This window comes from Amnibacterium sp. CER49, from assembly GCF_029846255.1.
GTDB lineage: Bacteria > Actinomycetota > Actinomycetes > Actinomycetales > Microbacteriaceae > Amnibacterium.
The window spans coordinates 1,051,125-1,063,320 of record NZ_JARVWQ010000002.1 but is presented as its reverse complement, the minus strand read 5'-3'; the positions used below and the strand labels follow the sequence as shown (position 1 = coordinate 1,063,320).

The following is a 12,196-nucleotide window of genomic DNA, read 5'->3' as shown; positions in this document are numbered from 1 at the left end:
CCTCAGACGGCGCGACGCCCGATGTACCGCGGCACCCAGCGGGCGGCCAGCCCTGCGCCCAGCAGACCGAGCACCCCGATCGCACCGGCTGCGACGGCGACGGACGACACGGCCGTGAGCAGCGAGATGAGCAGGGGAGCGGCGGCGTTGCCGACGTCGCCCGTGAACCTGTAGGCGCCGAGGAACGGCGCCGGGTCGTGCCGCGGGGCGAGATCGGCGCCGAAGGTCATGAGGATGCCGCTGCCGAGCCCGTTCGCGACGGAGAGGAACATCGCGACGGCCACGAACCAGGCGACGGCGCTCGGCAGGTCGTGCGTGAGGGCGAGCACGAGGTGACCGAGCCCCAGCCCGATCATCGAGGGGAGGGCGCTCCACAGCCGGCCGAAGCGGTCCATGATCTGCCCGCTCGTGAAGAACAGGGCGAAGTCGACGAGGCCCGCGAGCCCGATGACGAGCGCGATCGAGCTCTCCGGCATCCTCAGGCTCACCGCCACGAGCGGCAGGATCACCTGCCGGCTCGCGCGCAGGCCGCCGATGAGCGCGGCGTTCGTGCCCATGCGCGCGAGCACCCCGCGGTGGCGCCAGACGGTGGCGAAGAGGCCCTCGCGCGGCCGCGCCCCGCCGCCCGCGAGGACCTCGTCCGACTGCGGCCGGTCCGCGCGCGGTGCGACGGCCGCCCGCCGCCGCGCCGCGAGCGCCTCGGCCGGGTCCGGCAGGGCGAGCAGCACCACCGCGGAGGCGAAGCAGGCGATCGCGTCGAGGAAGAACGCCGCCTGCGTCGTGCCGGCGAGCGCGATGACCGCCGCGGCGAGGAACGGGCCGACGAAGTAGCCGGCGCGGAACATCCCGCCGAGCAGCGACAGCGCCCGCGCCCGGTACGCGAGCGGGACGAAGGAGGTCATGAAGGCCTGCCGGGCGAGGGCGAACGAGGCGGTCGCGATGCCGACGATCAGCACGCCGAGCGCGAGCACCGCCGGCACGGGTGCGACGAGGGCGAGCAGCAGGCCGACGAGGGCCGCCGCGGCGGAGCCGAGCATCGCCCGCCGCTCGCCGACGCGTGCGACGATCCAGCCGCTCGGCAGGTCGCCGATCAGCTGCCCGACCGTGAGCAGCCCGGCGATGAGGCCGGCGAGCGCGAGCGGCGCGCCGAGCCGGGTGGCCGAGACCGGCAGGATCGGGATCACCGCGCCTTCGCCCGTCGCGAAGAGGAGCGAGGGCAGGTAGACCGGCAGCGCGACCGAGCCGAGTCGGAACGGCGCGGGCGAGGTCACTGCCTCGACGGTAGCCGCGCCTCCCGCGAACTACGCTGGACGGCGCTATGCAACTCGACTACGGCGCCCGTCTCGCAGCCCTCCGCTCCACGCTGGGCGACGTGCTCGCCGTGGTCGACGTCGACGCGCTGCGGAGCCGCATCGCCGACCTCGAGCAGAAGGCCGCGGCGCCCGACCTCTGGAACGACCCGGAGGCCGCGCAGCAGGTCACGAGCGAGCTGAGCCACGCGCAGTCCCAGCTGAACCGGGTCACGGGCGTCGAGCGCCGCCTCGACGACCTCGAGGTGCTCGTCGAGCTCGTGAACGCCGAGGACGACGAGGCGCAGGCCGCCGAGACGGCGAAGGAGGCCGACGCCGAGCTCGCCGCCGTCGAGGCGACCGTGAGCGAGCTCGAGGTGCAGACGCTGCTGAACGGCGAGTACGACCCGCGTCCCGCGGTCGTCACGATCCGCGCGGGAGCCGGCGGCGTCGACGCGGCGGACTTCGCCGAGATGCTCCTGCGTATGTATCTGCGCTGGGCCGAGCAGCACAAGCACGCCGTCACCGTGATGGACACCTCCTACGCGGAGGAGGCGGGGATCAAGTCGGCGACGATCGAGGTCGACGCGCCGTACGCGTTCGGCACGCTCTCGGTCGAGGCCGGCACGCACCGCCTCGTCCGGATGAGCCCCTTCAACTCCGCCGGCAAGCGGCAGACGAGCTTCGCGGCCGTCGAGGTGATCCCGCTGCTCGAGGAGAGCGGCGAGATCGAGGTGCCGGAGAGCGACATCCGCATCGACGTCTTCCGCTCGAGCGGCCCGGGCGGCCAGAGCGTGAACACGACCGACTCGGCGGTGCGCATCACGCACCTGCCGACCGGGATCGTCGTGTCGATGCAGAACGAGAAGAGCCAGATCCAGAACCGCGCCGCGGCGATGCGCGTGCTGCAGTCCCGCCTGCTCATCCAGCGGCGCGAGGAGGAGGCGGCGAAGAAGAAGGAGCTCGCGGGCACCATCACCGCCAGCTGGGGCGACCAGATCCGCAACTACGTCCTCGCGCCGTACCAGATGGTGAAGGACCTCCGCAGCGAGTACGAGGTGAACAACCCGTCGGCCGTGTTCGACGGCGACATCGACGGCTTCCTCGCGGCCGGGATCCGGTGGCGGAAGAGGGCGGTGGAGGTCTAGCCCCTACGCAGGATCGGGCTCCGTAGGCCTGTCGGCGCGGCCGTACTCGCCCGGGTGCCTATCGTGGTGGCCGTCATGATCCGCTTCGACTCCGTCACCAAGCGCTACAAGGGCGCGCCGCGGCCTGCGCTCGACGCCGTGTCCCTCGAGATCGGCAGCGGCGAGTTCGTCTTCCTCGTGGGCGCGTCGGGCAGCGGCAAGTCCAGCCTGCTCCGCCTCATGCTGCGCGAGGAGAAGCCCACCTCGGGCGAGATCCACGTGCTCGGCCAGCGGCTCACCTCGATCTCGAGCCGCAAGGTGCCCTACTTCCGCCGCAGCCTCGGCGTCGTCTTCCAGGACTTCCGGCTGCTGCCGAACAAGACCGTGTTCGACAACGTCGCCTTCACGCTCCAGGTGCTCGGCAAGTCGCGCGGCTTCATCCAGTCCGCTGTCCCCGACGTGCTGACCACCGTGGGCCTGGGGGAGAAGGCGCAGAACCTGCCGAACGAGCTCTCCGGCGGTGAGCAGCAGCGCGTGGCGATCGCCCGCGCGGTCGTGAACAAGCCCGCGATCCTGCTCGCCGACGAGCCGACGGGCAACCTCGACCCGAACACGAGCGACGAGATCATGCAGGTGCTCGAGCGGATCAACCTCGCCGGCACCACCGTCGTCATGGCGACGCACGACGTCTCGATCGTCGACCGGCTGCAGAAGCGCGTCGTCGAGCTGAAGCACGGGCACATCATCCGCGACGAGCTCGAGGCGAAGTACGTCACCTCGAACATCCCGATCCAGCGCCGCCCCGAGCCGCAGCCCGCTCCCGCGCCGGACGCGCCCGCCTGGGCCCGGCGCCGCGCGCAGCAGCCGCAGCCGTCCCAGCCGGGCGGCGAGTCCTCCCGGCCCGCCACCACCCCGGTGCGCCTGCCCACCGGACCGCTGCCCCTGCCGCTGCCGCAGCCCGCCGACACCGGCGAGGTGCGCACCCCGATCTGGGCGCGGTCGGAGACCGGACCGGTCGCGACGCCCGACGGCGAGCGCGCCCGCGCCCCGTGGCGCGCGGCTCCGGTGGCTCCGCCGGCGGCCCCCGCGGAGCAGTCGGAGGCCACGAGCCTCTTCTTCGCCGCTCCCGTCCCCGCGCCGCGGCCGCTGCACACGCTCGCGGAGGACGAGGCGGAGACGACGAGCTCGTTCCCGCTCGGCGACCGCCGCCGCGAGGCCCGCCGGGTCCGCGACGCCGAGCCGATCGACCTGGACGACACCGGCGACGTCGAGGGCGCCGCGCGCCGGAACGGCCGCCACCGCGACCAGCTGCCCGACCACCTCGACTTCCTCACCGGGCTCGGCCTCCGCGCCCCCGGTGCGCGGAGCGACGACGACGAGGTGGGGCCGTCCTCATGAGACTCGGACTCGTGCTCGCCGAGGCCGGCCAGGGCCTCCGCCGCAACTTCTCGATGGTCGTCTCGATCGTGCTCGTCACGTTCGTGTCGCTCACGTTCGTCGGCGCCGCCGCGCTGCTGCAGCTGCAGATCGGCCAGATGAAGAACTTCTGGTACGACAAGGCGCAGGTCGCCGTCTACCTCTGCAACGGCGAGGTGCCGAGCGCGCACTGCACGAACGGCAGCGCCACGAAGGCGCAGATCGCCGCCGTGAAGCAGGCGCTCGACTCGCCGACGCTCTCCCGGTTCATCACGAGGTACTACTTCGAGGACCACCAGGAGGCGTACAAGAACTTCGAGTCGCAGTTCAAGGGCAACCCGGTCGCCGACTACGTGACGCCCGACCTGCTGAACGAGGCGTACTGGATCAACCTGAAGAACCCGCAGCAGTCCGCGGTGATCCAGGAGGCGGTCGGCAACCTGCCCGGCGTCGACGCGGTCACCGACCAGCGGCGCCTGCTCGACCAGATCTTCGCCGTGCTGAACAGCGCCTCGATCACCGCGGCGAGCATCGCCGCGCTCATGCTCGTGGCCGCGGCCCTGCTCATCTCGACGACCATCCGGCTGTCGGCGTTCTCCAGGCGGCGCGAGCTCGGCATCATGCGGCTCGTCGGGGCGTCGAACCTGTTCATCCAGACGCCGTTCATCCTCGAGGGCGTGCTCGCCGCGCTCGTCGGCTCGCTGCTCGCGGGGGCGGCGACGGTCGGCATCGTGCAGTTCTTCGTGCAGGGCTACCTCGCGCACGCCCAGGCCGACATCGCCTTCGTGACCGTGCCCGACGCGCTCGTCGTCGTGCCGCTGCTGCTCGTCGTGGGGGTCCTGCTCGCCGCCGTCAGCGCGAACGTCGCGATCAGCCGGTACCTGAGGGTCTGACCTCCGGTCATCGACCGCCGCGGCGGCGGTAGACTGCCGGGCCCGCCGGTTCCCGGCGGCCGAGAGTCGAGGAGGTGCGCGATGCCCAAGGAGCAGGGTCGTCGTCTGGTGGCGAGCAACCGCCGCGCGCGCCACGACTACACGATCGAGGACACGGTCGAGGCCGGCCTCGTGCTCACCGGCACCGAGGTGAAGTCGCTGCGGCAGGGTCGCGCGTCGCTCATCGACGGCTACGCGTTCATCGAGCACGGCGAGGCGTACCTCGACGCGGTGCACATCCCCGAGTACAACCAGGGCACCTGGACGAACCACCCGCCGCGCCGCACCCGCAAGCTGCTGCTGCACAAGCAGCAGATCCTCAAGCTGTCGTCGCGGGTGAAGGAGGGCGGCTACACGCTCGTGCCGCTGTCGCTGTACTTCTCCGACGGCAAGGCGAAGGTCGAGCTCGCGGTCGCGAAGGGCAAGCGCGAGTACGACAAGCGCCAGACGCTGCGCGAGCGCCAGGACCGCCGCGAGGCGGAGCGCGCCATGTCGAGCCGCCGCCACCTCGGCGAGTAGTGCGCGTCGAGCCCGACGACCCACGACGGCCGGACGTCGTGGCGCTGCTCGTCGATCACCTTGCGGACATGCACCGCGAGAGCCCTCCGGAGAGCGTGCACGCCCTCGACGTCGAGGCGCTCGCCGCCCCCGGGATCACGTTCTGGTCCGTTCGGGACGACGACGGCCTGCTGCTCGGCTGCGGCGCCTTGAAGGCGCTCGGCGCGGATGAGGGCGAGGTGAAGTCGATGCGGACCAGCGGCGCGGCCCGCGGCCGGGGCGTCGCGTCCCGCGTGCTCGCGGTGATCCTCGACGAGGCCGCCCGGCGCGGCTACCGGCGGGTCAGCCTGGAGACCGGCCCGCAGGACTTCTTCGCCCCGGCTCGGCGGCTCTACGAGCGGCACGGCTTCGTGGCCTGCGGCCCGTTCGCCGACTACCGCGAGGACCCGTACAGCGTCTTCCTCACGCTCGCGCTGTGACCGCGTGGCGGTGATCCGCCCGGGCGGTCCACACGGTTCTGCATGCGCGGGAATGACGGCGGGGGGTGCGTCGTTCTAGACTGTCGGAGCCCCTCGGGGCACCGCACAACTCCACAGCGCGACAGTGGCTCGCCCACCCCATGGGGATGATCGGTTTCGACATTGCCTGTTCAGGGACGGGAAGCGGGCCGAGGATGCATGCTTATCTCGATAACGACGCATGCGACCAATAGGTGCCAGTAAGACTCGCACCGCCTTCGCTCTCGCTGCGTAAGCAACGGAGTAGATAAGGCCGTCGGACCGGGTTCGCCTCCGCCCCGGTATCCGGCGTCAGCGAGGAGGCTCGCTGCAGACGTCCTGCCTCGGGGCGCTGCGGGACTTGCACCGAGGCTGGGCCTGTCGACCGCAATCCGCCTGCGGTAAGAGTCGGGGCCGAGCAGAACGCCACGCGCAGGCTGCGCCCGGAGAAGACGTCGCTCTCCAGCAGTGGACGGGGGTTCGATTCCCCCCATCTCCACTTCCAGGCGTCGAGCCACTGTCGTGCTGTGCGAGCTGGTGCAGCGTCATGCCGTGCCGGTGAACGTGAGCACGAGCAGCGTCGCGTTCAGCGCGATCACGAGCGCCGCGACGAGCCAGCCGACGACGCGCAGGCCGCGCCCGGCCACGTGCTCGCCCATGAGCGTGGCGTCGCTGTTCAGCTTCAGCAGCGGCACGACCGCGAAGGGGATGCCGAAGCTCAGCACCACCTGGCTCAGCACGAGCGTCGGCGACGGGGGCGCGCCGAGGCCGAGCAGCAGGAGCGCGGGCACGAGCGTGATCGCGCGACGCGCGAGCAGCGGCACGCGCACCTTCAGCAGCCCCGCCATCACCTCGGAGCCGGCGTAGGCCCCGACGGAGCTCGACGCGAGGCCCGACGCGAGCAGCCCGAGCGCGAAGAGCACGCCGACGACCGGGCCCAGCGCGGCGGTGATCTCGGCGTGGGCGCCCTCGATCGTGCCCGGGCTCCCGCGCCCGTGCAGGTTCGCCGCGGCGACGACCAGCAGGGCGATGTTCACGGCGCCCGCGATGCAGAGCGCTGAGGCCACGTCCCAGCGGTTCGTCCGCAGCAGCGTCGGCAGGTCCTGCGCCGAGCCGCCGTGCCGGTCGCGGGACAGGGCGGAGTGCAGGTAGATCGCGTGCGGCATGACCGTGGCGCCGAGCATCGAGGCCGACAGGACCACCGCGGTGCCGTCCGGGAAGCCGGGCACGAGGCCGCCCGCGACTACGCCCCAGTCAGTGCGGCCGGTGAACGCGCCGACGGCGAAGCCGACCGAGAGCACCGCGAGCAGACCGATGAGCACCGCCTCGAACGTCCGCTGGCCGCGGCGCTGCTGCGTCGCGAGCAGCAGCAGGCTCGTCGCGCCGACGAGCACGCCGCCGAGCAGGAGCGGCAGGCCGACCAGCAGCTGCAGGGCGAGGGCGCCCCCGATCACCTCGGCGACGTCGGTCGCGGCGGCGACCAGCTCGGCCTGCGCCCAGAACGCGAGCCGCGCGGGTCGGGAGAGCCGCGAGCCGATCAGCTCGGGCAGGGTGCGCCCGGTGACGAGGCCGAGCCGCGCCGAGGAGTACTGCACGACCGCGGCCATGAGGTTCGCCGCGACGAGCACCCAGACGAGCGCGTACCGCTCCTCCGCGCCGGCGCTCACGTTCGCGGCGACGTTGCCCGGATCGACGTAGGCGATCGCGGCGACGAACGCGGGGCCGAACCCCGCGATCGTGGCGATCACCCCGCCGTTGCGCCCGCGGGCCCTTGCGGCGGCGCGGGCGGGGACGGTCATGCTCCGGGATCCTGCCGTATCGCCCCGCGAGCGCTCTCGAGGGCGAGCAGCCGCTCCTTCGCCGCCGTGCCGCCGAGGTAGGCGCCGATCGTCCCGTCCGAGCGCACGACCCGGTGGCACGGGATCAGCAGCGGCAGCGGGTTCGTGGCGCACGCCGTGCCGACGGCGCGCACCGCCTTCGGGTGCTCGACCGCCGCGGCGAGGGTGCCGTAGCTCACGGTCGTGCCGTAGGGGACGCCGCGGAGGCGCTCCAGCACCGCGAGGCGGAAGCCCCGCGCGAGCCGCAGGTCGAGCGGCTGCGCGAACGGATCCGTCGAACCGGCGAAGTACCGATCGAGCCAGCGGGCGACGGGATCGAGGCGCCCGGGGGTCCGCAGCACGCGGGGGCCCACTCGCTCGGCCAGGGCGTCGAGCACCGCGTCCTGCCCCTCCCGCGCGAAGGCGACCCGCAGCACGCCCCGCTCGGTCGCGGCGACGAGCAGCGGCCCGAGCGGCGAGTCCACCGTGCGGTAGTGCACGTCGGGTGCGGCGTCGCCGGTGGCGCCGGCCTCGAGCCGGGCGTGCAGCCGCTCCAGCAGACCGGGGTCGACGGCGGGGGTGTCGAGCGCGGGGATGGTCATCGGTCCTCCTCGAGGAGTGTTCGGAGCCGACCCACCCCGTCGGATGCCGCTTTCCGCGCGGCGGTCTCGGTGGTGCCGGTGAGGCGGGCGACCTCGGCGAACGGGAGCCCGCCGAGGTGATGGTGGACGACGGCGACGCGCTGCTTCGACGGCAGGGCGGCGAGGGCGTTCCAGAGGTCGAGGTCGCGGGATCCCGGCCGGCCGAGCGGCGACTCCCGCTCGGGCGGCTCGTCGGTCGGGATCGCGGTGCGGGCGCGCACGCGGAGCACGTCGATCGCCTTCCGGTGCGCGATGGTGATGAGCCACGCGCGCACGTCGGCGGCGGGATCGAGCCGCTCCCAGGCGCCGAGCGCGGCGAGGAACGTCTCGCTCCAGGCGTCCTCCGCGTCGTGCTGCGGCAGCAGGCCGCGGCAGACGCGCCACACGACTGCGCCGTGCTCGAGGGCGGTGCGCTCGAAGGGGGTCCTCACATCTCGTCAACGGCGGAGCCGCCGGAGATGTGAGGTGCGATCTTGCCAAGGGCCGCGTCGTGCAGCAGGCCGTTCGTCGCGAGCGCCGTGCCGTGCCAGGGCCCGGGTCGCCCGTCGAGCGCGGTGAAGCGGCCACCCGCCTCGGTGACGATCGGCTCGAGCGCGGCGAGGTCGTAGACCTTGAGGTCGTGCTCGCCGACGACGTCGACCTGCCCCTCGGCGACGAGCACGTAGGACCAGAAGTCGCCGAGCGCCCGGGTGCGCCACGAGGCGCGGGAGAGCGCGAGGAGGCCCTCGAGGGCGCCCGCGTCGTCCCAGCCCTGCAGCGAGTTGTAGGACAGGAGCGCGTCGGCGAGCTCCGCGACGCCCGAGACCTGGAGCCGGGCGGGCGCCCCCGTGCCGCCTTCGCCGACCGGCGCGGCCCACGCGCCCTGGCCGCGCGCCGCCCACCACCGGCGGCCGAGCGCGGGGGCGGCGGCGACGCCGAGCACCGGCTCGCCGTCGACCGCGAGGGCGATCAGCGTCGCCCAGATCGGCAGGCCGCGGAGGAAGTTCGTCGTGCCGTCGATCGGGTCGATGATCCACTGCCGACCCGGCGCCGGATCGCCGCCGTACTCCTCGCCGAGCACCGCGTCGTCGGGGCGCTGGTCGGCCAGCGCGGCGCGCAGCGCCTGCTCGATGGCCTGGTCCGCGTCGGTGACGGGGGTGCGGTCGGGCTTCGTGGTGACACGCAGGTCGGCGGCGCGGAACCGCTGCATGCTGAGCACCTGCGCCATGTCGGCGAGCTCGAGCGCCAGCTGCAGGTCCGCGAAGATGCCGGGCACGGGGCGAGCCTAGGGCTCGTCGGCGTCGCCGTCGGCGATCTCGTCCGCCCCCGTGATCCTGCCGCCCTGCGCCTCGAGCAGCCGCTGCAGCGACTCGAGCCGCCGCTTGCCGGCCTCGCCGAGCTCGCCCGCGCCGACCCGGTCGACGATCTCCCAGTCGTGGGCGTCGGCGAGCGCGATGCCGTCCGGCGGGTCCGCCACGGGGCGGCTGCGCGCGGCGAACGATCGGAGGATGCTCGCCGGGTCGATGTGGCCGAGGCCGAACGAGCGGATGCCCGGGGTGTCGATGATCCAGCCGGCCGGCGGCCGCCCTGCCGCCCCGTCGTCCTCCGTCGCCAGGACGCGCAGCGCGACGCTCGACGACGAGGTGTGCCGCCCGCGCCCCGTCACCTCGTTCACCGCGCCCGTCGCGCGGCCCGCGTCGGGCACGAGCGCGTTCACGAGCGTCGACTTGCCGACCCCGGAGTGCCCCACCGCGACGGTGGTCCGACCGAGCAGGTGGCGGCGGAGGTCGCCCAGGTCCGCCCCGCGCTGCGTCAGCACGACGGGCAGGTCGAGGGGCACGAACTCGTCGAGCAGGGGAGCGGGATCGGCGAGGTCCGTCTTCGTGACGAGCAGGAGCGGGTCGATCCCCGCGTCGAACGCGGCGACGAGGTACCGGTCGATGAGCGCCGGCCGCGGCTCGGGGTTCGCGGCGGCGACGACGATGAGCAGCTGGTCGGCGTTCGCGACGACGACGCGTTCGACCTCGTCGGTGTCGTCGGCGCTGCGCCGCAGCACCGTCGTGCGCGGCTCGAGGCGGACGATGCGGGCGAGCGTGCCCGGCTGCCCGGAGAGGTCGCCGACGACGTCGACACGGTCACCCGTCACGACGCCGGTGCGCCCGAGCTCGCGGGCGCGGGTCGCCTGCACCTCGCGCTCGTCGTCGCCCTCGCCGAGGAGCACCTGCATGCGTCCGCGGTCGACGGTCAGCACCCGGCCCGGGACGGCCGTCTCGTGCGCGGGCCGCTGCTTGCTGCGCGGCCGCGAGCCGCGGCGGTTCGGCCGCACCCGTGCGGCGGCCTCGTCGTACTCCTCGTACGGCTCGTCCTCCTCGCTCAGCCAGCTCACGCGCGCAGCATCCGCTCCCAGAGCGCCGCGAAGCCCGGCAGCGTCTTCGCGGTCGTCGTCACGTCGTCGACCACCACGCCCGGCACCGCGAGGCCGAGCAGGGCCCCGGTCGTCGCCATGCGGTGGTCGCCGTAGGCGCCCCACGGCCGGTCGGTCGCCGCGAGCGGACCCGGCGTCACGACGAGGCCGTCCTCGGTCTCCTCGGTCGCCGCCCCGAGGGCGGTGAGCTCGGCGGCGAGCGCGGCGAGGCGATCGGTCTCGTGCCCGCGGAGGTGCCCGATGCCGGTGAACCTGCTCGGCCCGTCGGCGAAAGCGGCGAGCCCGACGAGCGTCGGGGCGAGCTCGCCGCCCTCGCCGAGGTCGAGGTCGACCGCGCGCAGCGGCGCCGCGCGGACGCCGCCGGCCTCGACGACGAGCGCGCCCGCGGCACGGGACACCCGGGCCCCGAACGCCGGCAGCCACTCGCGGAGCCGATCGCCGACCTGCGTGGTGCGCTCGGGCCAGTCGGGCACGGCGACCCGGCCGCCCGCCACGAGCGCCGCGGCGAGGAAGGGCGCGGCGTTCGAGAGGTCCGGCTCGACGACGACGTCGCGGGGGGCGATCGGCCCCGGTTCGACGGTCCAGCGGGCGGCGGCGACGTCGCTCGTGACGCGCACCCCGCGCCGGGCGAGCACGTCGACGGTCATGGCGATGTGGGGGAGCGAGGGCAGGGCGCCGCCGCGGTGCTGGACGGTGAGCCCGCGGGCGAAGCGGGCGCCGACGAGCAGCAGCCCCGACACGAACTGGCTCGAGCGCGACGCGTCGAGCACCACCTCGCCGCCGTCGACCGCCCCGCTACCGCGCACGGTGAAGGGGAGCGTGCCGCGGCCGTCGTCGTCGACCTCGACGCCGAGCGCCCGCAGGGAGCCGACGGTCTCGGCCATCGGCCGGGCCCGGGCCCGCTCGTCCCCGTCGAAGCGCACCGGACCGGACGCCAGCGCGGCGAGCGGCGGCAGGAAGCGCATGAGCGTCCCGGCCAGGCCGCAGTCGACCTGCGTGTCGCCGCGCAGCGGTCCCGGCGTGACGACGAGGTCGTCGCCGTCGTGCTCGATGCTCGTGCCGAGCGCGACGAGCGCGTCGACCATGAGCGCGGTGTCACGCGCGACGAGCGGGCGCCCGAGCCGGGACGGGCCGGCGGCGAGCGCCGCGAGCACGAGCTCGCGGTTCGTGAGGCTCTTCGAGCCCGGCAGGCGCACCGTCGCGTCGAGCGGCGCCTGGGCCCCCGGCGCCGCCCAGGACTTCTCGGAATAGGTCTGCGCCGGCATCGGTTCCAGCCTAGGACGGGCGGGGTGCCCGGCGAGAGGCACGGGAAGGGGACGACGCATGGCCGAAGCGCTGCTCGAGCGTCCGCTCCTCCCGCCGCTGCTCCCGGGGGAGCCGTGGGCCTCCGAACTACACTTCGACCCCATGTCCCTCCCCGCCGACCGTCCCGACCGGCTGCCCCGTCTCGAGGACGACGCGACGCGTCCCCCCGAGGACGAGGCCGACGAGGCCGACGAGCGGTTCGACCGCCGCGGCGACGAGCTCGAGCCCGAGGACGACGACGAGGACGACCTCGGCGAGGGCACGGAGAGC

The 12,196-nt window shown here is 74.0% G+C and carries 12 protein-coding genes and 1 other RNA gene; 6 read left to right on the top strand and 7 right to left on the bottom strand.

The genetic code is table 11. The features are described 5' to 3' along the window. Positions 1–2: 2 nt before the first annotated feature. Complete coding sequence (locus QDR37_RS15075) at positions 3–1,271, bottom strand: MFS transporter (RefSeq protein ID WP_279714598.1); 1,269 nt, start codon at positions 1,269–1,271, stop codon at positions 3–5. Positions 1,272–1,318: 47 nt separating this feature from the next. Between QDR37_RS15075 and prfB the strand changes: the two genes are divergently transcribed. The 6 genes from prfB (at position 1,319) to ssrA (ending at position 6,261) form a co-directional block, all read left to right on the top strand. Next, positions 1,319–2,437 (top strand): peptide chain release factor 2, encoded by a 1,119-nt coding sequence (gene prfB, locus QDR37_RS15070; RefSeq protein WP_279714597.1) that lies wholly within the window; start codon positions 1,319–1,321, stop codon positions 2,435–2,437. 75 nt (positions 2,438–2,512) lie between these two features. Next, the gene (gene ftsE, locus QDR37_RS15065; protein WP_279714596.1) at positions 2,513–3,814 is read left to right on the top strand and encodes a cell division ATP-binding protein FtsE; all 1,302 of its coding nucleotides are present in this window, start codon (positions 2,513–2,515) and stop codon (positions 3,812–3,814) included. After that, a complete protein-coding gene (gene ftsX / locus QDR37_RS15060; RefSeq protein ID WP_279714595.1) occupies positions 3,811–4,725 on the top strand; it encodes a permease-like cell division protein FtsX in 915 nt (304 codons plus the stop codon). The genes ftsE and ftsX overlap by 4 nt, the downstream gene beginning before the upstream one ends. Positions 4,726–4,806: 81 nt before the next feature. Further along, entirely contained in the window at positions 4,807–5,283 is a 477-nt protein-coding gene (smpB, locus tag QDR37_RS15055; protein WP_279714594.1) for an SsrA-binding protein SmpB, read from the top strand. Then, complete coding sequence (locus QDR37_RS15050) at positions 5,283–5,741, top strand: GNAT family N-acetyltransferase (protein WP_279714593.1); 459 nt, start codon at positions 5,283–5,285, stop codon at positions 5,739–5,741. The genes smpB and QDR37_RS15050 overlap by 1 nt, the downstream gene beginning before the upstream one ends. Before the next feature lie 142 nt (positions 5,742–5,883). Next, positions 5,884–6,261, top strand: a transfer-messenger RNA (tmRNA) gene (ssrA, locus tag QDR37_RS15045). Between the two features lie 43 nt (positions 6,262–6,304). Here the strand turns inward: ssrA and QDR37_RS15040 are convergent. From QDR37_RS15040 to aroA, 6 genes are read right to left on the bottom strand one after another with little or no spacing between them, the layout of a single operon-like run. Beyond that, positions 6,305–7,558, bottom strand: coding sequence for an Nramp family divalent metal transporter (locus tag QDR37_RS15040; RefSeq protein ID WP_279714592.1), 1,254 nt, complete (start codon positions 7,556–7,558; stop codon positions 6,305–6,307). Beyond that, the gene (locus QDR37_RS15035) at positions 7,555–8,178 is read right to left on the bottom strand and encodes a methylated-DNA--[protein]-cysteine S-methyltransferase (protein ID WP_279714591.1); all 624 of its coding nucleotides are present in this window, start codon (positions 8,176–8,178) and stop codon (positions 7,555–7,557) included. Before QDR37_RS15035 ends, QDR37_RS15040 begins: the two co-directional genes overlap by 4 nt. Then, a complete protein-coding gene (locus QDR37_RS15030; protein WP_279714590.1) occupies positions 8,175–8,648 on the bottom strand; it encodes a sigma-70 family RNA polymerase sigma factor in 474 nt (157 codons plus the stop codon). Before QDR37_RS15030 ends, QDR37_RS15035 begins: the two co-directional genes overlap by 4 nt. Continuing rightward, positions 8,645–9,472 (bottom strand): inositol monophosphatase family protein, encoded by an 828-nt coding sequence (locus QDR37_RS15025; protein WP_347882112.1) that lies wholly within the window; start codon positions 9,470–9,472, stop codon positions 8,645–8,647. Before QDR37_RS15025 ends, QDR37_RS15030 begins: the two co-directional genes overlap by 4 nt. Before the next feature lie 9 nt (positions 9,473–9,481). Continuing rightward, positions 9,482–10,582 (bottom strand): ribosome small subunit-dependent GTPase A, encoded by a 1,101-nt coding sequence (rsgA, locus tag QDR37_RS15020; protein WP_279714589.1) that lies wholly within the window; start codon positions 10,580–10,582, stop codon positions 9,482–9,484. Then, complete coding sequence (aroA, locus tag QDR37_RS15015) at positions 10,579–11,886, bottom strand: 3-phosphoshikimate 1-carboxyvinyltransferase (RefSeq protein ID WP_279714588.1); 1,308 nt, start codon at positions 11,884–11,886, stop codon at positions 10,579–10,581. Before aroA ends, rsgA begins: the two co-directional genes overlap by 4 nt. Positions 11,887–12,196 lie beyond the last annotated feature (310 nt).

Coding starts and splice junctions, on each gene's coding strand:
- QDR37_RS15035 (WP_279714591.1), bottom strand. CDS start 8,178: ATGACCATCCCCGCGCTCGACACCCCCGCCGTCGACCCCGGTCTGCTG.
- ftsX (WP_279714595.1), top strand. CDS start 3,811: ATGAGACTCGGACTCGTGCTCGCCGAGGCCGGCCAGGGCCTCCGCCGC.
- smpB (WP_279714594.1), top strand. CDS start 4,807: ATGCCCAAGGAGCAGGGTCGTCGTCTGGTGGCGAGCAACCGCCGCGCG.
- QDR37_RS15040 (WP_279714592.1), bottom strand. CDS start 7,558: ATGACCGTCCCCGCCCGCGCCGCCGCAAGGGCCCGCGGGCGCAACGGC.
- prfB (WP_279714597.1), top strand. CDS start 1,319: ATGCAACTCGACTACGGCGCCCGTCTCGCAGCCCTCCGCTCCACGCTG.
- ftsE (WP_279714596.1), top strand. CDS start 2,513: ATGATCCGCTTCGACTCCGTCACCAAGCGCTACAAGGGCGCGCCGCGG.
- aroA (WP_279714588.1), bottom strand. CDS start 11,886: ATGCCGGCGCAGACCTATTCCGAGAAGTCCTGGGCGGCGCCGGGGGCC.